Annotated in this window: 16 protein-coding genes; 13 read left to right on the top strand and 3 right to left on the bottom strand. The window is 72.9% G+C overall.

The window, feature by feature from the left end; translation table 11 throughout:
* The first annotated feature begins 330 nt into the window (after nucleotides 1–330).
* The 5 genes from BU197_RS10050 to BU197_RS10030 all read left to right on the top strand — a co-directional run bounded on the left by BU197_RS10050 (nucleotide 331) and on the right by BU197_RS10030 (nucleotide 8,216).
* Nucleotides 331–2,793, top strand: coding sequence for a serine/threonine-protein kinase (locus tag BU197_RS10050; RefSeq protein WP_188267974.1), 2,463 nt, complete (start codon nucleotides 331–333; stop codon nucleotides 2,791–2,793).
* 159 nt (nucleotides 2,794–2,952) lie between these two features.
* Nucleotides 2,953–4,521, top strand: coding sequence for a phytoene desaturase family protein (locus tag BU197_RS10045; RefSeq protein ID WP_188267904.1), 1,569 nt, complete (start codon nucleotides 2,953–2,955; stop codon nucleotides 4,519–4,521).
* Nucleotides 4,522–4,709: 188 nt separating this feature from the next.
* A complete protein-coding gene (gene tdh / locus BU197_RS10040) occupies nucleotides 4,710–5,744 on the top strand; it encodes an L-threonine 3-dehydrogenase (RefSeq protein WP_188267903.1) in 1,035 nt (344 codons plus the stop codon).
* Nucleotides 5,745–5,747: 3 nt separating this feature from the next.
* Nucleotides 5,748–6,947: a glycine C-acetyltransferase gene (locus BU197_RS10035; protein ID WP_188267902.1), complete on the top strand. Its 1,200-nt coding sequence runs from the start codon at nucleotides 5,748–5,750 to the stop codon at nucleotides 6,945–6,947.
* A gap of 345 nt (nucleotides 6,948–7,292) precedes the next feature.
* On the top strand, nucleotides 7,293–8,216 hold the full coding sequence (locus BU197_RS10030) for a LysR family transcriptional regulator (protein WP_188267901.1): 924 nt from the start codon (nucleotides 7,293–7,295) through the stop codon (nucleotides 8,214–8,216).
* Between the two features lie 179 nt (nucleotides 8,217–8,395).
* On the opposite strand, the gene BU197_RS10025 is transcribed toward BU197_RS10030, so the two are convergent.
* Nucleotides 8,396–10,141: a serine hydrolase domain-containing protein gene (locus tag BU197_RS10025; RefSeq protein WP_411158470.1), complete on the bottom strand. Its 1,746-nt coding sequence runs from the start codon at nucleotides 10,139–10,141 to the stop codon at nucleotides 8,396–8,398.
* Between the two features lie 153 nt (nucleotides 10,142–10,294).
* Here BU197_RS10025 and BU197_RS10020 point away from each other — a divergent pair, with 153 nt between their 5' ends.
* From BU197_RS10020 to BU197_RS10005, 4 genes are all read left to right on the top strand, one after another.
* On the top strand, nucleotides 10,295–11,404 hold the full coding sequence (locus BU197_RS10020; RefSeq protein WP_188267899.1) for an NAD(P)H-dependent flavin oxidoreductase: 1,110 nt from the start codon (nucleotides 10,295–10,297) through the stop codon (nucleotides 11,402–11,404).
* Entirely contained in the window at nucleotides 11,401–12,951 is a 1,551-nt protein-coding gene (locus BU197_RS10015) for an acyl-CoA synthetase (RefSeq protein WP_188267898.1), read from the top strand. Before BU197_RS10020 ends, BU197_RS10015 begins: the two co-directional genes overlap by 4 nt.
* A 309-nt stretch (nucleotides 12,952–13,260) precedes the next feature.
* A complete protein-coding gene (locus tag BU197_RS10010; RefSeq protein ID WP_188267973.1) occupies nucleotides 13,261–13,671 on the top strand; it encodes a MarR family winged helix-turn-helix transcriptional regulator in 411 nt (136 codons plus the stop codon).
* Between the two features lie 42 nt (nucleotides 13,672–13,713).
* The gene (locus BU197_RS10005) at nucleotides 13,714–14,811 is read left to right on the top strand and encodes a calcium:proton antiporter (RefSeq protein ID WP_411158469.1); all 1,098 of its coding nucleotides are present in this window, start codon (nucleotides 13,714–13,716) and stop codon (nucleotides 14,809–14,811) included.
* Nucleotides 14,812–14,898: 87 nt separating this feature from the next.
* On the opposite strand, the gene BU197_RS10000 is transcribed toward BU197_RS10005, so the two are convergent.
* On the bottom strand, nucleotides 14,899–17,346 hold the full coding sequence (locus BU197_RS10000) for a penicillin acylase family protein (RefSeq protein ID WP_188267972.1): 2,448 nt from the start codon (nucleotides 17,344–17,346) through the stop codon (nucleotides 14,899–14,901).
* Nucleotides 17,347–17,522: 176 nt separating this feature from the next.
* On the opposite strand from BU197_RS10000, the gene BU197_RS09995 reads away from it, so the two are divergent.
* Nucleotides 17,523–19,040 carry a fatty acyl-CoA synthetase gene (locus BU197_RS09995; RefSeq protein WP_188267896.1) on the top strand — a complete coding sequence of 506 codons (1,518 nt, stop codon included), beginning with the start codon at nucleotides 17,523–17,525 and terminating at the stop codon, nucleotides 19,038–19,040.
* A gap of 67 nt (nucleotides 19,041–19,107) precedes the next feature.
* Here BU197_RS09995 and paaK read toward each other — a convergent pair whose 3' ends face one another.
* Nucleotides 19,108–20,397: a phenylacetate--CoA ligase PaaK gene (gene paaK, locus BU197_RS09990; RefSeq protein ID WP_188267895.1), complete on the bottom strand. Its 1,290-nt coding sequence runs from the start codon at nucleotides 20,395–20,397 to the stop codon at nucleotides 19,108–19,110.
* Nucleotides 20,398–20,671: 274 nt separating this feature from the next.
* On the opposite strand from paaK, the gene BU197_RS09985 reads away from it, so the two are divergent.
* From BU197_RS09985 to BU197_RS09975, 3 genes are read left to right on the top strand one after another with little or no spacing between them, the layout of a single operon-like run.
* Nucleotides 20,672–21,895: a cytochrome P450 gene (locus BU197_RS09985; RefSeq protein WP_188267894.1), complete on the top strand. Its 1,224-nt coding sequence runs from the start codon at nucleotides 20,672–20,674 to the stop codon at nucleotides 21,893–21,895.
* 16 nt (nucleotides 21,896–21,911) lie between these two features.
* The gene (locus BU197_RS09980) at nucleotides 21,912–22,499 is read left to right on the top strand and encodes a cupin domain-containing protein (protein ID WP_188267893.1); all 588 of its coding nucleotides are present in this window, start codon (nucleotides 21,912–21,914) and stop codon (nucleotides 22,497–22,499) included.
* Nucleotides 22,496–23,887 carry a cytochrome P450 gene (locus BU197_RS09975; RefSeq protein ID WP_188267892.1) on the top strand — a complete coding sequence of 464 codons (1,392 nt, stop codon included), beginning with the start codon at nucleotides 22,496–22,498 and terminating at the stop codon, nucleotides 23,885–23,887. The genes BU197_RS09980 and BU197_RS09975 overlap by 4 nt, the downstream gene beginning before the upstream one ends.
* The last annotated feature ends 8 nt before the right edge of the window (nucleotides 23,888–23,895 follow it).

The following is a 23,895-nucleotide window of genomic DNA, read 5'->3' as shown; positions in this document are numbered from 1 at the left end:
GCCGCGAGCACTCGCCGGGCCCGCCGCCGCAGGCCCTCGTCCCTGCCGCTTCCCGCCCGCGCGCCCGCCCTTCGCGTGGGGCCCCGTCAAGCCGCTGACGGGCCGTCGCGGGGCCCGGTCCGCACGCCTGTGCGGGGTCCGCCACCGGTTCGTACGCCCCCGCTCGTGACCGCGCGCGTACCCCGCCCCGTACCCACTGTCAGCACCGGCGTCCATACTGGGGAGGCCGGGGAAGGCACAGGAAATCGACGGGGGCGACAGCACGTGACGGGGGAGACCAGAGTCATTCAGGGCCGGTACCGCCTGCACGAGGTGATCGGCCGCGGGGGCATGGGCGAGGTGTGGCGCGCCACCGACGAGGCGCTGGGGCGGGGCGTCGCCGTGAAGTGCCTCAAGCCGCTCGGGCCGCAGCAGGACCCGCAGATCCTCACCGTGGTCCGCGAGCGGTTCCGGCGCGAGGCCCGGGTGGCGGCCGCGCTCCAGCACCGGGGCATCACCGTGGTGCACGACTTCGGCGAGTACGACGGGGTGCTCTTCCTCGTCATGGAACTCCTCGAAGGGCGCAATCTCAGCCAGCTCCTCGCCGCCAACGAACAGGAGCCGCTGCCCGTCCAGGACCTCGTCGAGATCGCCGACCAGGTCGCCGACGCCCTCGCCTACACCCATGGCCACGGGATCGTGCACCGGGACCTGAAGCCCGCGAACATCATGCGGCTGCGCGACGGCACGGTGAAGATCTGCGACTTCGGCATAGCGCGCCTCGGCGCCGACATGGGCTTCACCTCCAAGCTCACCGGCACGGGCATCGCCATGGGCACCCCCCACTACATGTCGCCCGAGCAGATCGGCGGCGGCGAGGTCGACCACCGCTCCGACCTCTACTCGCTCGGCTGTGTGCTGTACGAGCTGGCCACCGGCGTGCCACCGTTCGACCTGGGAGACTCCTGGGCCATCCTCATCGGCCACCGGGACACGGTGCCGAGCCCGCCGCGCACCCACCGCGCAGAGCTGCCCGACTACTTCGACCGCATCGTCGTCGACCTGCTCGCCAAGGTGCCCGAGGAACGTCCGGCCGACGCGGGGGACCTGCGCCGCCGCATCGTGTCGGGCCGCGTCCCGCCCGCCCCCTTCGCCCACAGCGGCGTCCGGAGCCCCGCCCCGACCCTCGCCCACACCGTCGTCCCGGGCCCGGGCCCGGCCCCCGCCCCGCCCGCGTGGATCCTGGGAATGACCGGCGGACCCCGGCCCGCCGGAGCCGCGCCCCGCCCGGCCGCCCACGACCCGGCCGCCGCCGTGCTCACCACGGAGTGGACCCCCGCGCCCCGTCCCGCTCCCGGCCGCACCTCCGGCCGCACCTGGACCTCCGCCAGTGGCCAGACCTGGACCGTGGCCCCCGGCGAGACGGAACGGACCGAACGGACAGAAAGAACCGAACGGATCGATCAGGCCGGACCGGCAGGACGCTTCGAGGAGGCGGAGCGGCTCGACCGGCCGGGCCCGGCCGGTCGGATCCAACAGGCAGGTCAGGCAGGTCAGGCAGGTCAGGAAGGCCGGGCGATCCAGGCGGGCCAGGCGGATCCGGCGGCCCGGACCACACCGGTCCGGCTCCCCGCCGTCCCCTCCGCCGAGCTGGTCGCCGTGCTCGCCGGCCGGTACCGCGCGGGCCTGGGCCTCGGCCGGCTCGGCCGCTGGGACGAGGCCGAAGCCGTGCACCGCTCGGTCGCCGAGGACCGTACGGCCGCCCTCGGCGAGGACCACCCCGACACCCTGGCCAGCCACTACGAGGTCGGCTTCGCCCTCGCCCGGCTCGACCGCCCCGGTGACGCCCTGCGCGTCTTCGACGGGGTCGCCGCCACCCGCGCCCGGGTCCTCGGCGAGGACCACCCCGACACGCTCGCCGCCCGGCAGGAGAGGGCGTACGCGCTCGGCCGCCTCGGCCGCCACCACGAGGCGTACGACGGCTATCTGACGGTGCTCGCCGCCCGCGAGCGCACCGTGGGCCCCGACCACCCCGACACCCTGCGCTGCCGTCACAACCTCGCGTTCACACTCGGCCGCCTCGGCCGTCTGGAGGAGTCGTACCGTACGGCCCACGAGGTCGCGCGGGCCCGCGCCCGAGTGCTCGGCGAGGACCATGCCGACACGCTTCTCACCCGGCACGAGGTCGCCTACGCCCTCGGGCGTCTCGGACGCGGACAGGAGGCGCTCGCCGAGTACCGCGCCCTCGCCGAGGCACGCGCCGCGACCCTCGGCCCCGACCACCCCGACACCCTCGCCGCCCGCTACGAGACCGGCGTCCACCTCGGGCGACTCGGTCTGGCCGCCGAAGCGCTCGACGTCTGCCGCGCCCTCGTCACCGCCCGCACCCGTGCCCAGGGAGCCGACGGACCGGAGACCCTGCGCGCCCGTCACGCCCTCGCCGTCAACCTCGGGCGGCTCGGCCGGTGGGCGGAGGCGCTCGCCGAATCCGAAGCCGTCCACGCCGACCGGGCGCGGATCCTCGGACCCGCCCACCCCGACACCCTGCTGAGCCTCCGTGAGACGGCCGTCGCCCTCGGTCGGCTCGACCGCGAGGAAGAGGCCCTGGAGGCGTACCGGGCCATCGCCGCCGCCCGCACCCGGGTCCTCGGCGCGGCCCATCCCGACACCCTCGCCGCCCTGGGCGACGAGGCCCACTGCCTGGAGCGCCTCGGCCGCCCCGCCGAAGCCGCCGACCTGCATCTGAGAGCGGCCATGCCGGGGCCTGACCGGCGACGCGGGGGAGACGGCCGAAGACGGCCGGGCACCGTCTGAGGAGCGCCCGGAAGCATGCCACGCGGAAGGCCCTCGGCCGACCGGACACGCCGTAAGGAATGTCCGGAAAAGTGCCAACTCGGGGAGTGCGGTCGTGCCGGTCCTCCGGACGTGACCTAGGTCCCTTCTCCGGCCGTCGGGCCCATGTGAGCATGAGCCATGAGCGAACCCGCAGCGCACCCGAGCGCCCCCGGACCGTCCCGTTCCTACGACGCCGTCATCGTCGGCGGTGGCCACAACGGACTGGTCGCCGCCGCCTATCTGGCACGGGCCGGACGGAGCGTCCTCGTCCTCGAACGGCTCGACACCACGGGCGGAGCGGCCGTCTCCACCCGTCCCTTCGCCGGGGTCGACGCCCGCCTCTCCCGGTACTCCTACCTCGTCTCGCTCCTCCCGGAGAAGATCGTGCGCGAGCTGGGGCTGCGCTTCGCCGTGCGGAAACGATCCGTCTCCTCGTACACCCCCCGGGGCGACGGCGGACTCTTCGTGGGCGGCGGACCCGAACGCACCCGTGCCTCCTTCGCCGCGCTCACCGGCTCCGATCGCGAGTACGAGGCATGGCAGGGCTTCTACGCCCGCACCGGCCGGGCCGCCCGCCGGATCTTCCCGAGCCTCACCGAACCCCTGCCCACCCGCGAGGAGTTGCGTACCCGGGTGGACGACGCCGAGACCTGGCGGATGCTCTTCGAGGAACCCCTCGGCCTCGCCGTCGAACGGACCTTCACCGACGACCTCGTGCGCGGGGTGGTGCTCACCGACGGTCTCATCGGCACCTTCGCCGACGCCCACGACCCCGCACTCCCGCAGAACCGCTGCTTCCTCTACCACGTGATCGGCGGCGGCACCGGCGACTGGGACGTGCCCGTCGGTGGCATGGGCGCCCTCACCGACGCCCTCGCCGAAGCGGCCAGGGCCGCCGGAGCACACCTCCGCACCGGCCACGAGGTCACCGGGATCGAGACCGACGGGCGCCGCGCCGAGATCCGCTACCGCACCGCCGACGGCGAGGGCACCGTCGAGGCGGGCCAGGTCCTCGTCAACGCCTCCCCGAGCGATCTCGCCGCCCTCCTCGGCGAGACGCCCCCGCCCGCCCCCGAAGGCGCCCAGCTGAAGGTCAACATGCTGCTGACCCGCCTTCCGAAGCTCCGCGACCGCTCCGTCGACCCGCGCGAGGCGTTCTCGGGCACCTTCCACATCGCCGAGGGATACGGGCAGTTGGCCACCGCCCACGCCGAGGCCGCCTCGGGCCGGCTGCCGTCCGCCCCGCCCTCCGAGATCTACTGCCACTCGCTCACGGACCCGACCATCCTCGGCCCCGAACTGACCGCCACCGGCCATCAGACGCTCACCCTCTTCGGACTGCACGCGCCCGCCCGGCTGTTCGCCGCCGACAACGACGCCGCCCGCGCCGCGCTCCTCGCGGCGACCCTCGAACAGCTCGACGCCCATCTGGACGAGCCGATCACCGACTGCCTCGCCCTCGACGCGGACGGCCGACCCTGCGTCGAGGCGAAGACCCCGCTCGACCTCGAACGCGACCTGCGCCTGCCGGGCGGCCACATCTTCCACCGCGATCTGACCTTCCCCTACGCGGAGGAGGGCGGCGGACGGTGGGGCGTGGAGACCGGGCACGCCAATGTGCTGCTGTGCGGCGCGGGCGCCGTCCGGGGCGGGGGAGTGAGCGGCATCCCCGGCCACAACGCGGCGATGGCCGCCCTCGGCCGGTAGCCGACCCCCCCCGCGAGGGCGCGTCGGCACCGGCGCGCCCTCGGCGTGAAGCTGATCTGCGAGCGCGCTTAAGAAATCCTCGATGGACCGCGAGCCCTTCGTACGGAAGATTTCCGTCCGGGGATCTTGGGCGCCCACCCGCGCCCGCACCCCCACATCACAGGACACGTACGTCGGGAGCCATTGCATTGAAGGCGCTGGTCAAGCTGAAGGCGGAGCCGGGACTCTGGCTCACGGACGTGCCCGAGCCGGAGACCGGCCCCGGGGACGTGCTGATCAAGGTCAAGCGGACCGGAATCTGCGGAACCGACCTGCACATACGGTCCTGGGACGGCTGGGCGCAGAAGACCATCGCGACCCCGCTGACCGTCGGCCACGAGTTCGTCGGCGAGGTCGTCTCCGTCGGCCGTGACGTCACCGACATCGCCATCGGCGACCTGGTCAGCGGCGAGGGCCACCTGGTCTGCGGCAAATGCCGCAACTGCCTCGCCGGGCGCCGCCACCTCTGCCGCGCCACCATCGGCCTCGGCGTGGGCCGCGACGGCGCGTTCGCCGAGTACGTCGCGCTGCCCGCGTCCAACGTGTGGGTGCACCGCGTCCCCGTCGACCTCGACGTCGCCGCGATCTTCGACCCGTTCGGCAACGCCGTGCACACCGCGCTCTCCTTCCCGCTCGTCGGCGAGGACGTCCTGGTGACCGGCGCGGGCCCGATCGGCATCATGGCCGCCGCCGTCGCCAAGCACGCCGGCGCCCGCAACGTCGTCATCACCGACGTCAGCGAGGAGCGCCTGGCCCTGGCCCGCAAGACGGGCGTCTCCCTCGCCCTGAACGTCGCCGAGCAGACCATCGCCGACGGCCAGCGCACCCTCGGGCTCAAGGAGGGCTTCGACGTCGGCCTGGAGATGTCCGGCAACCCGCACGCCATGCGTGACATGGTCGCCAACATGACCAACGGCGGCAAGATCGCGATGCTGGGCCTGCCCAGCGAGGACTTCGCCGTCGACTGGGCGAAGATCGTCACCTCCATGATCACGGTCAAGGGCATCTACGGCCGCGAGATGTTCGAGACCTGGTACGCGATGTCGGTGCTCCTGGAGGGCGGTCTCGACCTCGCCCCGGTGATCACCGGCCGGTACGCGTACACCGACTTCGAGGCCGCGTTCGACGACGCCGCCTCCGGCAAGAGCGGCAAGATCATCCTCGACTGGACTGCGGGAGCCTGACCCATGTTCGATTCCGTACGCGACGACATCCGTACCACCCTCGACGAGATCCGGCAGGCCGGGCTCCACAAGCCCGAGCGCGTCATCGGCACCCCCCAGTCGGCCACCGTCGAGGTCACCTCCGGCGGCCGCCCCGGCGAGGTGCTCAACTTCTGCGCCAACAACTACCTGGGCCTCGCCGACCACCCCGACGTGGTCGCCGCCGCCCACGAGGCCCTGGACCGCTGGGGCTACGGCATGGCGTCCGTCCGCTTCATCTGCGGCACGCAGGAGGTGCACAAGGAGCTGGAGGCCCGTCTCTCCTCCTTCCTCGGCCAGGAGGACACGATCCTCTACTCCTCCTGCTTCGACGCCAACGGCGGTGTCTTCGAGACGCTCCTCGGCGCCGAGGACGCTGTCATCTCCGACGCCCTCAACCACGCCTCCATCATCGACGGCATCCGCCTCTCCAAGGCCCGCCGCTTCCGCTACGCCAACCGCGACATGGCCGACCTGGAGCGCCGTCTGAAGGAAGCCGCCGAGGGCGGCGCCCGGCGCAAGCTCATCGTCACCGACGGCGTCTTCTCCATGGACGGCTACGTCGCCCCGCTCGACGAGATCTGCGACCTGGCCGAGCGCTACGACGCCATGGTCATGGTCGACGACTCGCACGCGGTCGGCTTCGTCGGCTCCGGCGGGCGCGGCACCCCCGAGCTGCACGGCGTGATGGACCGCGTCGACATCATCACCGGCACCCTCGGCAAGGCCCTCGGCGGCGCCTCCGGCGGCTATGTCGCGGCCCGCGCCGAGATCGTCGCCCTGCTGCGCCAGCGCTCCCGCCCGTACCTCTTCTCCAACACCCTGGCCCCGGTGATCGCCGCCGCCTCCCTCAAGGTCCTCGACCTGCTGGAGTCCGCCGGAGACCTGCGCGACCGGCTGCGCGCCAACACCGAGCTGTTCCGCACCCGGATGACGGCCGAGGGCTTCGACGTCCTCCCCGGCGACCACGCCATCGCCCCCGTCATGATCGGCGACGCCTCCGTGGCCGGCCGGATGGCCGAGCTGCTCCTGGAGCGCGGGGTGTACGTGATCGGCTTCTCGTACCCGGTGGTGCCGCAGGGCCAGGCCCGCATCCGCGTCCAGCTCTCCGCCGCGCACTCCACCGAGGACGTGAACCGCGCCGTGGACGCCTTCGTCGAGGCCCGCGCTGCCCTGAACGCCTGAGGGCCGGGAGGCACACGGAGTCTTGAGGGCCCGGGGTCCCGAGAGCCTGACGGCCGGGAGGGCCACGGGGCCCTGAGGGCCCAGGGTCCCGGGGCCCCCGTGGGCTTGACGGCTCCGAGGCTTACGTGGTCCCGAGCGTCGTACCGTCGTGAGGCTCACGTGGTCCCGAGCGTCGGACGGTCGTGACGCTCGCGCAGGCCTGAGGCCTACGGCTCTGAGGCCCGCGCATGCCTGAGCGCCCGACGGCCCCGGGGCTCGCGCGGGCCCGGGAGCCCGACGGCCCGACCGGGTGCGGGGTCTCGCGGTCCGGCTCGCACGGGCCTCGCGGCCTGCGAGACTAGGGGCATGATCGAAGCGCGGCGGTTGCACATCCTCCGTGCGGTGGCCGACCACCGCACGGTCACGGCGGCGGCCGCCGCGCTCTATCTCACCCCCTCCGCCGTCTCCCAGCAGCTCGCCGCGCTGGAACAGGAGACGGGCCACCGGCTGGTGGACCGCAGCGCCCGGGGCGTCCGGCTCACCCCGGCGGGCGAGATCCTGCTCAGCCACGCCAACGCGGTCCTCGCCCAGTTGGAGCGCGCCGAGTCCGAGCTGGCCGCCTACGGCTCCGGCCAGGCGGGCACGGTCACGGTCGCCGCCTTCGCGACCGGCATCGGCCTCGTCGTCGCCCCCGCCCTCACGGCTTTGGCCCGCACCTCGCCCGGCATCCGGGTCCGGGTGCGGGACGCCGAGGGCGACGAGAGCCTCCTCATGGTCCTCGACCGACAGGTCGACGTGGCCGTCGCCGTCGAGTACCGGGGCGCCCCGGGCGAGGACGACGCCCGGCTCACCCGCGTCCCGCTCTATGCGGAGCCCTTCGACGTGGTCCTGCCCCCCGGCCATCCGCTCGCCGCGCGCGAGCGGGTCGCGCTCGCCGACCTCGCCAAGGACGTCTGGACCGGTCAGTCCACCGGCAACCCCTGCCACGATGTGACCGTCCTGGCCTGCGAGTACGCCGGGTTCGCCCCCCGTTTCACACATGTCTCCGACGACTTCAGGGCCGTCGTCGCCCTGGCCTCGGCCGCCGCCGGAGTCGCCCTCGTACCCCGCTCGGCACTGCGCGGGACGGACCTCGCGGGGGTCGAGATCCGCCCGGTGGACGGGGTCGCGCCCACCCGCCGGGTCTTCGCGGCGGTACGCCGGGGAGCCGAGGAACACCCGCTGATCAGCCCGCTCCTCACGGAACTGCGCGCCGCCGCCGAACCGGAACGGGTGGACGCGCGGAGCTGAGAGGCCGACCGTGGCCGAGGGACCTCCGGAGCCGGGAGGCCGACGGAGGCCGAGGGACACCCGGGAGCGGCCGACCGTGGCCGAGGGACACCCGGGGGTGAGGGGTCCACGGAGGCCGAGGGGCCGGACGGCTCGGTCGTTCGGTCCGGACGGTCCGCTCGGTCCGTCCGGGGCCGTCCTCAGTCCGCCGAGCGGTGCCACCCCGTCGCCGTGATCCGTTCCCCGTCCGGTGGCCGTGTCTCGTCGAACAGCGGTCGGCCGCCCGCGTCCAGGACCCGCATCCCGGCCACGTAGACCCCCCGGCCGACGTACCGCTCGTCCGCCGTGTACCGCCACCGCAGCCGTACGGCCCCCGCAGGGCTCGCGGGGCCCGCGGCGCTCGCGGGCAGGTCGGCGCTCAGGTGGTGCCAGACCCGGCCGGACCAGCCGTCGACCGATCCGGTCGGACGGAGTTCCGCGCCCGCCCCCGGGCGGACGGTCGTGAACGGCACCGGCTCCCAGTCCGCCTCGCCGCCGCCCGTACGGCACTCCAGGAGGACGCGGCCCGTACCGGGCACGGTGTCCCACCACAGCGCGCAGGCGAACCGCGCCCCGCCCCGCACCGGAGGCAGCACGAGGGTGCCGCCGACGCCCGGTGCCATCCCGGAGAACCAGGCGGTACGGCCCCGGGGCGGCCGGACGGGCACGGCCCTGGCCAGCAGGTTCGCGGCCGCGACCCGGGGCGCGGAGCCGGAGCGCCAGGAACGCGCCGGGTGCACGGAGTTGCCGAGGAGGACCAGGAAGGCGTCGCTCGTCGGGTCCAGGACGAGGCTGGTGCCGGTGAAACCGGTGTGCCCGGCGGTCCGGGGCGTCGCCATGGCGCCCATGTACCAGCGCTGGCCGAGGTCGAAGCCGAGCCCGTGCCCGTCGCCGGGCAAAGCGGTGTTGAAGTCGGTGAAGAGCAGCTCGACCGAGGCGGGGGAGAGGATACGGGCCCGGCCGTACGCCCCGCCGTTGAGCAGGGTGCGGGCGAGGACGGCGAGGTCCCAGGCGCGGGAGAAGACCCCGGCGTGACCCGCGACCCCGCCCAGGGCGTACGCGTTCTCGTCGTGGACCTCGCCCCGGACCATCCCCCGGTCGAGACCGGACCACGGCGGTCGTGCGTCCTCGGTCGCGGCGATGCCCTGCCGCCACGAGGGCGGTGGTGCGAAACGAGTGCGGCGCATCCCGAGCGGTGCGGTGATCCCCTCGCGGAGCAGGACGTCCAGACCGAGACCGGTGATCTCCTCCAGGACCAGCTGAAGCGAGATCAGGTTCAGGTCCGAGTAGCGATACGCGGAACCGGGCGGGCCCAGCGGCTCCTCCTCCCGCAGCCGCCGCCGCTTGCCCTCCCGCGTCGGCTCCTCGTACAGCGGGATCCAGGGGCGCAGCCCGGAGGTGTGGGTGAGCAGCTGCCGGACCGTCACGTCCCGCTTCCCGCCACCGCCGAACTCCGGCAGGTACGCCGCCACCCGCGCGTCCAGGTCCAGCGCCCCGCGCTCGACCTGCCGCACCGCGAGGACCGCGGTGAACAGCTTGGAGACCGACGCCAGATCGAAGACGGTGTCCTCGGTCATGGGCACGCGCCGCTCCGGCACCGGCTCGACGCCGGTGTCCGTCGCCTCGTCGTACGCCGCGTACCGCACGGCCGAGCCGATCGCCCGGTGCAGCGCCACGGTCCCGCCGCGCCCGGCGAGCAGCACGGCGCCCGCGTACCACGGGTGGACGGGGGAGGGGCCGAGGAAGGCCCCGGCCTCCTCGACCAGCCGTTCGAGCGGGCCCGGGAGCAGCCCGGCCCGCCGCGCGGACCCGCGCCGCAGCGTGGTCCGCCGGGCCTTCCCCCGTTCCCTGCCGCTCGTCACCACCGCACCTCCGCCGCGTCCCGGCACTCCCGCACCCTGCTCCACGGCCCCGAGCCGCGCCCGTGACCTCGTGTCCACCCTCTCGTACGGCGCCCGTCAGGGAAACCGCGACAGGCTCGACGGCCGCACCGCAAAGAATCTGACGCTACATCAGAAAAGCTCTTCCCTCCGTCGTACCGCTGCGGCATCCTGCCGCCCATGCAGACGGAGCTGAGTCGCACACTGGGGATCGAGCACGCCATCTTCGGCTTCACGCCCTTCCCCGCGGTGGCCGCCGCGCTCACCAGGGCCGGCGGTCTCGGGGTCCTCGGCGCGGTCCGCTACACCGCCCCCGACGACCTCGCCCGCGACCTCGACTGGATGCAGGAGCACACCGACGGCCTGCCCTACGGCCTCGACGTGGTGATGCCCGCCAAGAAGGTCGAAGGGGTCACCGAGGCCGAGGTCGAGGCCATGATCCCCGAGGGGCACCGGGCCTTCGTCCGCGCCACCCTGGCCAGACACGGGGTGCCCGGACTCCCCGAGGGCGAGGCCTCCGGCTGGCGCATCACCGGCTGGATGGAACAGGTGGCCCGCCGACAGCTCGACGTGGCCTTCGACTACCCGATCAGGCTCCTCGCCAACGCCCTCGGCTCTCCGCCCCCGGATGTCGTCGCCCGCGCCCACGACCGCGGGGTCCTCGTCGCCGCCCTCGCCGGGAGCGCCCGGCACGCCCGGCGCCACGCCGACGCGGGCATCGACATCGTCGTCGCCCAGGGGTACGAGGCCGGCGGCCACACCGGCGAGATCGCCTCCATGGTCCTCACCCCCGAGGTCGTCGACGCCGTGTCCCCGCTGCCGGTCCTCGCCGCCGGAGGCATCGGCAGCGGGGAGCAGATCGCCGCCGGACTCGCCCTCGGCGCGCAGGGCGTGTGGCTGGGCTCGATCTGGCTCACCACCACCGAGGCGGAGCTGCACTCCCGGGCGCTCACCGCCAAACTCCTCGCCGCCGGATCCGGTGACACCGTCCGCTCCCGCGCCCTCACCGGCAAGCCCGCCCGGCAGCTCCGCACCGAGTGGACGGACGCCTGGGACGACCCGTCCGGCCCCGGCCCACTGCCGATGCCGCTCCAGGGGCTGCTGGTCGCCGAGGCGGTCTCCCGTATCCAGCGGCACGAGGTCGAATCTCTCCTCGGCACCCCCGTCGGCCAGATCGTCGGCCGGATGAACTCCGAGCGCAGCGTCCGGCAGGTCGTCGACGACCTCACCCGGGGCTTCGAGAAGGCCGTCGACCGCATCGACCGCATCGCGGGACGGAGCGCCCGATGACCCGGGCGCCCGGCGGCTTCTGGGCCCAGGCCACCGCCGACCCCGGCCGTACGGTCCTGATCGCCCCCGACGGCGAGGAGTGGACGGCCGGGCGGCTGCACACGGAGGCCAACCGGCTCGTCCACGGGCTGCGCGCCGCGGGACTCGAACGCGGCGACGCCTTCGCCGTCGTCCTGCCCAACGGCCCCGAGTTCTTCGTCGCCCATCTCGCCGCCACCCAGGCCGGGTTCTATCTGGTCCCCGTCAACCACCACTTCGTCGGGCCCGAGATCGCCTGGATCGTCGCCGACTCCGGCGCCCGGGTCCTCCTCGCCCACGAGCGCTTCGCCGAGACGGTCGTCCTCGCCGCCGACGAGGCCGGCCTTCCCGCCGACCGCCGATACGCCGTCGGTGCGATCCCCGGCTTCCGTCCGTACGCCGAACTGCTCGAAGGCCGAAGCGGCGACGCACCCGCCGGGCGCACCCTCGGCTGGGTCATGAACTACACCTCGGGCACCACCGGACGGCCCCGGGGCATCCGCCGCCCGCTCCCCGGCAGGCTCCCGGAGGAGACCCACCTCGGCGGCTTCCTCGGCATCTTCGGCATCCGGCCGGCCGACGGCAACGTCCATCTGGTCTGCTCTCCGCTCTACCACACGGCCGTGCTCCAGTTCGCCGCGGCGGCCCTGCACCTCGGGCACACGCTCGTCCTGATGGACCGGTGGACGCCGGAGGAGATGCTCCGGCTGATCGACCGGCACGCCTGTACCCACACCCATATGGTCCCCACCCAGTTCCACCGGCTGCTCGCCCTTCCCGAGGAGGTACGGGAGCGGTACGACGTCTCCTCGATGCGGCACGCCATCCACGGCGCCGCGCCCTGCTCCGAGCACGTCAAGCGGGCGATGATCGACTGGTGGGGCCGGTGCGTCGAGGAGTACTACGCGGCCAGCGAGGGCGGCGGTGCCTTCGCGACGGCGGAGGAGTGGCTGAAGAAGCCGGGCACGGTCGGCCGTGCCTGGCCGATCAGCGAACTCGCGGTCTTCGACGACGACGGCGTCCGTCTGGGGCCGGGCGAACTCGGCACGGTTTATCTGAGGATGGACACCGGCGGCTTCCGCTACCACAAGGACGAGGCCAAGACCGCGAAGAACCGGATCGGGGACTTCTTCACCGTCGGGGACCTGGGCGTCCTCGACGAGGACGGCTATCTCTTCCTGCGCGACCGCAGAATCGACATGATCATCTCCGGTGGCGTGAACATCTACCCGGCCGAGATCGAGGCCGCGTTGCTCGCCCACCCGGCCGTCGCGGACGCCGCCGCCTTCGGCATCCCGCACCCGGAGTGGGGCGAGGAGGTCAAGGCGGTCGTCGAACCGGCCGACGGACACACGCCGGGGCCCGGACTCGCGGCGTCGGTACTGGCCCACTGTGCGGACCGGCTCGCCGGCTTCAAACGTCCCAAGTCGGTCGACTTCATCGCGGTCATGCCCCGCGACCCCAACGGCAAGCTGTACAAGCGGCGCCTCCGCGACCCGTACTGGGAGGGCCGCGAACGGCCCCTCTAGTCCTGGTCGATTCCCCCGACATGCCCGGTTCCAGGTGCGGCTGGAACCGGGCATGTCGCCGTCTTCCGGTAACATCGACCCCCGGATATCTCTTTGCTTTGAAAGCAAATGAAATGGGGAGGGGTCAGGATGCCGAACGCGCGCAGGGACGACGAGGCCGCCGACCGGCCGGAGACCGGCGAGGCAGAGGACGAACCGGAGCACGAACCCGAGGGTCGAGACGAACCCGGGAGTGAGGGTGGAGGCGGCGCCGGGGGCGGCGGGGGGACTGAGGGGCCCGAGGTCGACGAGGCCGTCCGGACGCTGCTGATGCTCATGCCTCGCGTGGTCGGACGCATCCGGCGGATGCGGATCCCCCCGGAGTTGCAGTCGCTCACGCTGGCGCCGCGACACCTCTCCCTTCTCGCCTACCTCCTGTTCGACGGACCGCTGAGCGTGAACGAGCTGGCCGCCCGTCTGGAAGTGGCTCCCACCACCGTGAGCCTGATGGTGGGGGACCTGGTGAAGAAGGACGTGCTGGAGCGGACCGAGGACCCCGTCGACCGGCGGCGGAAGATCCTTTCCATCGCCGAGGCGCACCGCGCCGACATCGACGGCTGGCTCGGTCGCAGCGCCGCCGCCTGGCATGCCGCCCTCGCTCCCTTGGACGCGTCCGAACGGCGCGTCTTCGTCGAGACCCTCGCCGCGTACGAACGCGGTCTCAGTGACCCTATGAATTGATCGAAATCGGGCGAAAGCCCCCTTTGTGGCAGGATGCGGATCATGAGTTCGAGTAAGGCGTCGATGGCGCGACAGTGGACCACCTGGGGGCCGGTGGTCGCGGCCCTTGACCTTGTCGTGGCCTGGGGCCGCGATCTGCAAGGCTTCGCCGTCGCCCTCATCGCACTCTGCCTGATCGCCGCCGTCCTGGCGGCGGTCCACCACGCCGAGGTGGTCGCCCACCGCGTCGGCGAACCCTATGGCTCGCTGGTCCTCGCGGTGGCCGTCACCATCATCGAAGTCGGACTCATCGTCACCCTGATGGCAGGAGGCGGCGACAAGACCTCCACCTACGCGAGAGACACCGTCTTCGCCGCTGTGATGATCACCTGCAACGGCATCGTCGGCCTCTCCCTCCTCGTCGGCGCGCTCCGCAACCGCGTCGCCGTCTTCAACGCCGAGGGCTCCGGCGGCGCGCTCGCCATCGTCTGCACCCTCGCCACGATGACGCTGGTCCTGCCCGCCTTCACCACGAGTCACCCGGGCCCCGAGTTCTCCGCCGCCCAACTGGCCTTCGCCGCCGTCGCCTCCATCTGTCTGTACGGAGTGTTCGTCGCCGTCCAGACCGTCCGACACCGCGACTACTTCCTCCCCGTGCCCCGGCCCGGCCACGACTCGGCGGACTACCACGCCGACCCGCCGGGCAAGCGCGAGACCCTGACCAGCCTCGGTCTGCTCCTCCTCGCCCTCGTCGCCGTCGTCGGCAACGCCAAGCTGATCTCGCCCACCATCGAGAACGGCGTCGAGTCGGCCGGTCTGCCCAATGCGGTCGTCGGCGTGGTCATCGCGCTCATGGTGCTGCTGCCCGAGACCCTCGCCGCCGTCCGCGCGGCCCGCCGCGACCGCATGCAGACCAGCCTCAATCTCGCCTACGGCTCCGCCATCGCCAGCATCGGCCTCACCATCCCCGCGATCGCGCTCGCCTCCATCTGGCTCGACGGGCCTCTGGTGCTCGGCCTCGGCCCGCTCCATATGGTCCTGCTCGTCCTCACCGGTGTGGTCAGCGCGCTGACCGTGGTCCCCGGCCGGGCGACGCTCCTCCAGGGCGGCGTCCACCTCTCGATCTTCGCCGCCTTCGTGTTCCTCTCCTTCAGCCCCTGAGCCAGGGGCCCGCAGAACCGTCCCATCTCCCCCAGCGGGGCCCCGCGGAACCGTCCGGTTCCCGACAGCGGGGCCCCGCGGCGCGTCTCACTCCCTGACGCTCACCACCTTCAGCGCGGGCGAGCCCAGGATGTCCGCCTCGCAGAACCGGGAAGTCACCCAGCGCTCGGCCCCGTACAACCGGGTCTGATCGCTGTAGTGCGGTGACGCCGGGTTCGACGACTGGGAGTACGCCAGCAGCGTGCGGGCCACCGGACACCGGCCGCCGTCCCAGCCGACCGCCTGGACGTGACTCGTGCCGTGCCTGACCTCGGTGTAGCCCCCGCCCGCCGGGTCCCACACGGCCTCCGTCTTGTTCCACACCCCCAGCGCCTCGGTCCCGCCGCTCACCGGGATCCGCTCCCCGTTCCGCGTGACGAACTGATGCGCGCCGAGCGGCGCGTCCAGCGCGATCCCCGCCGCCCGCAACTCCGCCGCCGCGTCGCCGAGCGCCTTGGCGAAACCCGCCCCCGCCGTGTTCACCGTGCGCGGAGTACGGACCGGGTCCGCCGCCGAGAACGGCACCAGCCACTGCCGCTCCACCGGCACCGTCGCCGTGAACCTGCGCCAGAACCGGTCGAAGAGCAGCGCTCCCCGGCTGTCCCGCCTCATGGTCCGGTCCCAGGCACCGATCACCCGGCAGACCTCGGGGTCGCCCGGCAGCGCCGCGGGACAGGCCCGCGCCACCTCCGCCGCCGCCAGATCACCCGCCGGCGCCCGGTTCGCGAACTGCTGGCGGTGCAGGTCCGCCACGGTCAGACCACCGCGCCCCGCCATCGCCGACACGTCCTCGATCGCGCCCCGGGTACGCAGCGAACGCGGGGTCCCGACCGTTCCGAAGATCCGCTCGTAGCCGGTCAGCGGCCGGTCGGCGTGGGTCAGCCAGGCGCTGTCGTTGGAGTTCTCCACATACGTGGCGTCCCGAAGGACCGGCATCCTCGCCGGGCCGAAGATCCCCGGCTGCACCGCGTCCGGGTCGGAGCCCGGCGCGCACGCCGAGCGGGAGCCGTCGAGCACCGCGACGCCCGAGACCGGATAGATGGCCCGGCCGAGCGGGGTGGAACAGCGCGCCACGAGGTCGTCGGTGATCCGGGGGAGCACCTGCGCCTGGGTGAAGAGGGTGTGGCCCGCGGAATCCGCCGCGATCGTGTTGACCCAGGGCAGCCCCTGAGTGCGGCGCAGCGCCTCCGACACGTCCCGGACGGAGCGAGCCTTGCCGAAGCCGAGCGCGGTGTCGGAGCCCCGCAGGTTCTCCGCGTTGGGGTCGTTCAGCGCGTACGCGGCGGTCGTCGTCCACGGCAGCGGGAGCTGGGAGCCGAGCCCGCCGACGACCGGCCCGTACCGGGTCCACCACTGGGTGCGGGAGACCGGCGCGCCGTCCTTCACGGCCACGGTCACCCGGCGCTGGACCATCCGCTCGGTCCGGCCGTCCACCAGATACGCGGTGGGATCGCCCGGGGTGAGCGTCAACTGGTGCAGATCGAGCGGGACGCCGGTGGCGACGGTGTGGGACCAGGCGACCTTGTCGTTGAAGCCGATGTTGACGACGGCCGTGCCGAGGAGCGAGGCACCCGAGACGTTCAGCTCGCCCGGGATGGTCTGCTGCGACTGCCAGAAACGCCGGCCGCCCTGCCAGGGATAGTGCGGGTTGCCCAGGAGCAGTCCGCGTCCGTTCGCCGTCGTGGCACCTGAGAAGGCGACGGCGTTGGAACCCATGGTGGCGTTCTCGGGGGCGAAGAGGGCGCGGGCGGCCTCGGCCGCGCGCTCCGGATCCGGCCCCCGGCCGGACGGGCCCGGCGGCGAGGCGGCGCCACCGGCTTTCGCCGTCCCCGAGGTCCCCGGCGCTGTCGGCGTGGCCGGGGCGGTGGAGGAGGCGGGGGTGACGGGCGGTCGGGCGGCGGTGATGCCGTCGACGGCCAGGCCCTGCCCGCCGAGGACGGAGACGGCGAAGCCGTGCCGGGCGACGTCGAGCGCGGTCACCGGACGGACCCAGTCGGCACCCGCGCAGGCCGGGTCCGTGATCCGGTTCTTGCGCAGCCAGGCGCTGTAACCCGCCGCCCAGCCCCGTGCCAGTTCCTTGAAGTCCTGACTCGGCCCGGCGGGCTCCGGGGTCCGCAGCAGTCTCTCGACGGTGCCCGCGTCCTTGACGCCCCGGAAGTACAGGTCGCTGGAGAGGTTCGTGGTGGCGGAGGAGAGCGAGAAGTCCGGGGCGGCGTCCGCTCCGAAGTACCGTGAGCGCTCGCCGTTCACGGTGAGGAAGCCGTCCGCGAGGGTGCAGACCTGGTCGGCGGCCTGGGCCCACCCGGTGCCGAAGCCCAGGCTCGCGTAGTCCTTGGCCACGATGTGCGGGATGCCGTACTCGGTGTACCGGATGACGGCCGAGAGGCCCCGGTCGGACGGCCGGTGGTCCCGGTCGCCCGCTTGTGCGACGGCGGCGCCGGGCACCGCGGCCGTGACGACGGCCAGGGCGGCGCCGACGAGCGCCAGATGCTTCATACGGGTGCGGAAGTGCAACGTGCCTCCTGGTGATCAGGGATGGACAGTGCGCGTCGGCCCCATGGGTGCGAAGGTGGGGGCCGTGCCGGCAAGCCGTTCCGTATTCGAGGGACGGCCGGGCAGGGCGTGCCGCACGGTACTTGACCTGCCGCCCGCCGCCCGCCGAAGATCACCGCATGGACCGACTCCTCAGCCGAACGGTCGACGGCGTGCTGCGCGCGAGCGCCCGGCGCGTGCCCGACCGCACCGCCGTCCGGTACGCCGACCGAAGCTGGACGTACGCCGAACTCGACGCGGCCGTCTCCACCGCGGCGGCCGTCCTGCGGGACCCGGACCGCGGCCTCGGTCTGCCCGAGTCCGCCCGGGTCGCCACCTACGGCCACAACTCGGACGCCTACCTCATCGCGTTCCTCGCCTGCGCGCGGGCGGGGCTGATCCACGTACCGGTCAACCACCATCTGACCGGCGATGACCTCGCGTACCTCCTGGAGCAGTCGGACACCTCCCTCGTCCTCGCCGATCCGGCCCTCGCGGATCGGGTGCCCGACGGATTCGCGGTCAAGGCGCTGCGGGACGCCCCCGGTTCGCTGCTCGACGCGCTCGCCGAGCCCGAGCCGTACGAGGCCGACCGGGACGCCCGCGACCTCGTCCAGCTGCTCTACACCTCGGGCACCACCGCCCGGCCCAAGGGCGCGATGATGACCCACCGGGCCCTCGTCCACGAGTACGCCAGCGCGATCGAGGCCCTCGGTCTGCACGAGGACGACCGGCCCGTGCACGCTCTGCCGCTCTACCACTCGGCCCAGACGCATGTCTTCCTGCTGCCGTACCTCGCCGTCGGCGCCGAGAACACGATCGTCGACGGACCCGACCCGGCCGTCCTCTTCGACCTGGTCGAGGCGGGCCGCGCCGACAGCTTCTTCGCCCCGCCGACCGTCTGGATCGCCCTCGCGGGACACCCTGGTTTCGCGGAGCGCGACCTGTCCGCGCTGCGCAAGGCCTACTACGGCGCCTCGATCATGCCCGTACCCGTGCTGGAACGGCTCCGCGCGCGCCTTCCCGGGCTGCGGTTCTTCAACTGCTTCGGCCAGTCCGAGATCGGCCCGCTCGCCACCGTCCTCGGCCCCGACGAACACGAGGGCCGGATGGACTCCTGCGGGCGTCCCGTCCGGCACGTCGAGGCCAGGGTCGTCGACGAGGAAGGCGAGGACGTCCCCGACGGGACGCCCGGCGAGATCGTCTACCGCTCCCCACAGCTCTGCGAGGGCTACTGGCGCAAACCCGAGGAGACCGAGGCGGCCTTCCGGGCCGGCTGGTTCCACTCCGGCGACCTCGCCGTCCGGGACGCCGAGGGCTACCTCACCATCGTCGACCGGGTGAAGGACGTCATCAACTCCGGGGGAGTGCTGGTCGCCTCCCGACAGGTTGAGGACGCGCTCTACACCCACCCGGGCGTCGCCGAGGCGGCGGTCATCGGGCTGCCCGACGAGCGCTGGATCGAGGCGGTCACGGCGGTGGTCGTCCCGCGCGGCGAGGTCACCGAGGCGGAACTCCTCGCCCACGCCCGGGAGAAGCTCGCCGGCTTCAAGGCCCCGAAGCGCGTCCACTTCCTTCCCGAACTGCCCCGCAACGCGAGCGGCAAGATCCTCAAACGCGACCTCCGGGACCGCTTCGCCCCCAGGCCACCGGTCTGACCACCCCGCCACCGCCCGGGGGCCCGCCCCCCGGGCGACCGCCCTCCGGCATGCGCCCGCCGTCATCTCACCCCTCCTTCCGCAGGTCCACGATCCGCTTGATCTTGCCGACCGAACGCTCCAGCGTTTCGGGATCGACCACCTCGACCCCGACGGACACCCCGATGACGTCCTTGACCGCCGCCGCGATCGCCCGCGCCGCCTCCGCCCGCTCCGCACCCGTCGCGTCCGGACGGGCCTCGGCCCGCACCGTGAGCGCGTCGAGGCGTCCCTCCCGCGTCAGCCGCAGCTGGAAGTGCGGGGCCACTCCCGGGACGCCCAGCACGATCTCCTCGATCTCTGTGGGGTAGAGATTCACCCCGCGCAGAATGATCATGTCGTCGCTGCGCCCGGTGACCTTCTCCATCCGCCGGAAGTTCCGCGCCGTCCCCGGCAGCAGCCGGGTGAGGTCCCGGGTCCGGTAGCGGACGACCGGCATGGCCTCCTTGGTGAGCGAGGTGAAGACCAGCTCACCCTTCTCCCCGTCGGGCAGCACCTCGCCGGTGAAGGGGTCCACGACCTCCGGGTAGAAGTGGTCCTCCCAGATGTGCAGCCCGTCCTTGGTCTCGACGCACTCCTGCGCCACACCGGGACCGATGACCTCCGACAGGCCGTATATGTCGACCGCGTCGATCGCGAACGCCTCCTCGATCTCCCGCCGCATCGCCTCCGTCCACGGCTCGGCCCCGAAGACGCCCACGCGCAGGGAGGTCGACCGGGGGTCCACACCCTGCCGCTCGAACTCGTCGAGGAGGGTCAGCATGTACGAGGGGGTGACCATGATGATCTCCGGTCGGAAGTCCTGGATCAGCTGCACCTGCCGGGCCGTCATACCGCCCGAGGCGGGAATCACCGTACAGCCGAGGCGCTCCGCGCCGTAGTGGGCACCGAGCCCTCCGGTGAACAGGCCGTAGCCGTAGGCCACGTGGACCTTGTGTCCGGGACGGGCGCCTGCGGCACGCAGGGAGCGGGCCACCATGTCGGCCCACATGTCGAGGTCGCCCCGCGTGTAGCCGACGACGGTGGGCCTGCCGGTGGTCCCGCTGGAGGCGTGCAGGCGCCGGACGCGGGACTGGTCGACGGCGAACATCCCGAAGGGGTAGTGGTCGCGGAGGTCCGCCTTGGTCGTGAAGGGGAACCGGGCCAGATCGGCGAGGGTACGGCAGTCGTCGGGCGTGACCCCGGCGGCGTCGAAGGCCCGCCGGTGGAAGTCCACGTTCGCATAGCAGTGGCGCAGGGTCGCGCGCAGCCGCTCCAGCTGAAGGGCGGCCAGCTCCTCGCGTCCGAGCCGCTCGCCTTCGTCCCGTACATCCGTCATCACGTCTCTCCTTCACCGTCACCAAACGGACGACCGATCATTCGGTAGATCCGCTGATGGCCAGTAAATCCGGAGTCACCGGGGGGCTGGCAAGGGGTCGCGACCCTGATCCGCGGCCTCGGAACCCTGACAGGGGCGCGCGAACACCCGTGCGGCCGGTGAAGTTCACCCCCGGATCACACCTTTGTGTGCTTTCCGGGCGGGGCGGGCGTCGGCGCGAGAGGCCGGGGGAAGGCCTGGAACGCCCCCAACCACGGAGACAGGGTCCCCCCTCATGCTCGACACACACGTCCCCGGCCCCGCCGACACCCCCCGCGTCCACTTCTGGGCCGTACCCGACCTCACCGGGCTCGACTTCGACCCGCTGCTCGCCAAACTGCTGCACGAGGACCCCGTCACCCGGGTCCGGCTGCCGCACGGCGAGGGCCACGCCTGGCTCGTCACCCGGTACGAGGACGTCAAGTTCGTCTCCGTCGACCCGCGCTTCAGCCGCCAGGCCGTGTGGGGCCGCTCCATCACCCGCGTCGCCCCGCACTTCATCCCGATGGAAGGCGCCGTCGGCTTCGCCGACCCACCCGACCACACCCGGATGCGGCGCGTCGTCGCCCGCGCCTTCAGCGCCCGCGCCCTGCGTGCCCTGCGCGACCACGCCCAGGACGTCATGGACCGACTTCTCGACCGGGTCGAGGAACAGGGCGCCCCCGTGGACCTGATGGCGATGGTCAACCGGCCGTTCCCGCTCGCCATGGTCAGCGAACTCATGGGCGTTCCCGAGGGCGACCAGCCCCTGATGGCCCACTGGTCCGACACGATCATCTCGGCCGGCGCCGGACGCGAGGCCAGCGAGCAGGCCAAGGCCGAGATGGGCCGCTACTTCACCGAACTCGTCGGCCGCAACCACGGCACCGGCAAGGAAACCCTCGCCGCCGTCCTCGCCGACGCGGTCGACGACGAGACCCTCACCGAACACGAGGCCGTCGGGCTCGCCGTCCTCATCCAGATCGGCGGCGCCCACGCCGTCCGCAACAACAGCGCCAACATGGTCTACGCGCTGCTCACCCATCCCGAGCATCTGGCCCGGCTGCGCGCCGAACCCGAACTCGTGCCCCAAGCCGTCGACGAACTCCTCCGCTACATCCCGCACCGCAACGCCGTCGGGCTCTCCCGGATCGCCCTGGAGGACGTCGAGGTCGGCGGGGTCACCATCCCCGAGGGCGAGCCGGTCTACGTCTCCTATCTGACCGCCAACCGCGACCCCGACGTCTTCCCCGACCCCGACCGGATCGACTTCGACCGCGGCTACAACCCGCACGTCGCCTTCGGACACGGCCCCCACTACTGTCCCGGTTCCACTCTCGCCCGCATCGAGTCCGAGATCCTCGTCGAGTCCCTGTGGAACCGCTTCCCGAACCTGCGGCTCGCCGTCCCGGACGATCAGCTCCACTGGCAGCGCGGAGCCCTCATCCGAGGACCCGAAACCCTCCCGGTCGCCTGGTGAAAGGAATCCGCACCCCGTGACAGCCACCGCGATCGGACCGGGCAGCGGCCTCATCGTGCCGCCCGGCCACGGCAAGACCCTGAAGACGGCCGCCCAGCACGTCACCTTCAAGGTGACAGGCGAGCACACCCGTACCGCCTCCACCTTCGAAGTGCTCGTCCCTCCCGGCTTCGACGTCGGCGCCCACGCGCACGGACGCAGCGAGGAGCTTTTCTACCTTCTGGAAGGCGAGCTGGACGTCCTCGCCTTCGAGCCGCTCGTCCGTACCAAGGACAGCTGGCGGGAGTGGGAGTCCGGCTCCGGGCAGCGGGCCGTGCGCGCCACCCCCGGCACCCTCATCCTCGTCCCGCCGGGCTGCCCGCACGCCTTCGCCAACCCCACGGGCGACCCCGTCCGCATGCTGTTCCAGGCCTCACCGCCCCCCGACCACGAGCGCTACTTCGAGGAACTCATGGACATTCTCGGCTCCGGCGGAGAGGTCGACCACGCGGCCATCGAGGCACTCCGCGTCCGCTACGACATCGAACAGATCACCCCGCTCCGGCACGACGCGGGCCGGAGTGACGCGCCCCCGGCCCCCTCGACGAAGGCGGTCGTGTCATGACCCCGCCCGACGACCGCGGCCCGGCAGTCCACGAAGGGCCCGTCCGCGAGCGACCCGTCCACGAGGGGCCCGTCCGCGAACAAGCCGCCCGCGAGCAGACCGCGCACGCAGAGCCCGCGGACCCGGAGCCCGCGCATGAGCAGACCGCACACGGACAGACCGCACACGGACAGGCCCACCCCGGGCGGTCCGTCCCCGGGCACCCCGTCCACGACTGGATCGTCGGCCCCCTCGTCGGCGCGGAGTTCGACCCGCTGCCCCACCGGCTGCTGCACGAGGAGCCGGTCGCCCGGATCCGCCTCCGGCACGGCGAGGGCGACGCCTGGCTGGTCACCCGCTACGAGGACGTCAAGCAGATCGCCTCAGACCCCCGGATGAGCCGCGCCCTCACCGTCGGCCGGCCCATCACCAGCATGACCCCGCACAACATCGCCCCGGCCGGCGGCGTCGGCCGCGCCGACCCGCCCGACCACACCCGCCTGCGCAGACTGATCGCCCCCACCTTCGGCCGCCGCCGCATGCGCGGACTGCGGGAGCACACCCGGGAGCGGGCCGCCGACCTCGCCCGCCGCACCGCCGAGGCGGGCCCGCCCACCGACCTCGCCGAATCCTTCATCGGCCCGCTCTCCTCGTCCGTCGTCGTCGGGCTCCTCGGCATCCCGCCCGCCGACCTCTCCCAGGTCGAGCGGTGGCGCGCCGGCCTCATGTCCAGCGACACCACCGAGGCCAAAGGGGAAGCGGTCAAGAAGGAGATCGTCGCCTACTTCGCCGACCTCGCCCGCCGCCGCTCCACCGAGCCGGGCGACGACCTGCTCAGCGAACTCGCCGGAGCCCGCGAGGACGGGGAACTCAGCACCCAGGAAATGATCTCGGCGGCCGTCATGCTCACTCTCAACGGGCTCGACGCCGTCCGCAACATCGTCGCCACCATGGTCTACGTCCTCCTCACCCACCCGGAACAGACCGCCCGGCTGCGCGCCGAACCCGACCGTCTCTCCCTCGCCATCGACGAACTCCTCCGCTACATCCCCCAGCGCAACGGCGTCGGCATGCCCCGGATCGCCACCGCCGACATCGAGGTCGGCGGCGTCACCATCCGCGAAGGCGAGGCGGTCTACGTCTTCTACCCCGCCGCCAACCGGGACCCCACCGTGTTCACCGACCCCGACCGGCTCGACCTCGAACGGAACGAGGCCCCGCATCTCGCCTTCGGGCACGGCGTCCACTACTGCGCCGGAGCCCAACTCGCCCGCATGGAGGCGGAAGTGATACTGGAAACCCTGCTCGACCGATTCCCCGGCCTCGCCACGGCCGTGCCGCCCGAGCAGATCGTCTGGCGCACCGGCACCGTCAACAGAGGCCCCGTCACCCTGCCCGTCACCTGGTGAGGCCAGGC

It is taken from the genome of Streptomyces sp. CBMA291, from assembly GCF_014596525.1.
Lineage (GTDB): Bacteria > Actinomycetota > Actinomycetes > Streptomycetales > Streptomycetaceae > Streptomyces.
This window is presented reverse-complemented; position numbering and strand designations above follow the sequence as displayed.

What these genes read in the sequence shown, in the direction of transcription:
- BU197_RS10050 (WP_188267974.1), top strand. Translation starts at nt 331, where the DNA reads ATGGGCGAGGTGTGGCGCGCCACCGACGAGGCGCTGGGGCGGGGCGTC.
- BU197_RS10045 (WP_188267904.1), top strand. Translation starts at nt 2,953, where the DNA reads ATGAGCGAACCCGCAGCGCACCCGAGCGCCCCCGGACCGTCCCGTTCC.
- BU197_RS10035 (WP_188267902.1), top strand. Translation starts at nt 5,748, where the DNA reads ATGTTCGATTCCGTACGCGACGACATCCGTACCACCCTCGACGAGATC.
- BU197_RS10030 (WP_188267901.1), top strand. Translation starts at nt 7,293, where the DNA reads ATGATCGAAGCGCGGCGGTTGCACATCCTCCGTGCGGTGGCCGACCAC.
- BU197_RS10020 (WP_188267899.1), top strand. Translation starts at nt 10,295, where the DNA reads ATGCAGACGGAGCTGAGTCGCACACTGGGGATCGAGCACGCCATCTTC.
- BU197_RS10015 (WP_188267898.1), top strand. Translation starts at nt 11,401, where the DNA reads ATGACCCGGGCGCCCGGCGGCTTCTGGGCCCAGGCCACCGCCGACCCC.
- BU197_RS10010 (WP_188267973.1), top strand. Translation starts at nt 13,261, where the DNA reads ATGCTCATGCCTCGCGTGGTCGGACGCATCCGGCGGATGCGGATCCCC.
- BU197_RS10005 (WP_411158469.1), top strand. Translation starts at nt 13,714, where the DNA reads ATGAGTTCGAGTAAGGCGTCGATGGCGCGACAGTGGACCACCTGGGGG.
- BU197_RS10000 (WP_188267972.1), bottom strand. Translation starts at nt 17,346, where the DNA reads ATGAAGCATCTGGCGCTCGTCGGCGCCGCCCTGGCCGTCGTCACGGCC.
- BU197_RS09995 (WP_188267896.1), top strand. Translation starts at nt 17,523, where the DNA reads ATGGACCGACTCCTCAGCCGAACGGTCGACGGCGTGCTGCGCGCGAGC.
- paaK (WP_188267895.1), bottom strand. Translation starts at nt 20,397, where the DNA reads ATGACGGATGTACGGGACGAAGGCGAGCGGCTCGGACGCGAGGAGCTG.
- BU197_RS09985 (WP_188267894.1), top strand. Translation starts at nt 20,672, where the DNA reads ATGCTCGACACACACGTCCCCGGCCCCGCCGACACCCCCCGCGTCCAC.
- BU197_RS09975 (WP_188267892.1), top strand. Translation starts at nt 22,496, where the DNA reads ATGACCCCGCCCGACGACCGCGGCCCGGCAGTCCACGAAGGGCCCGTC.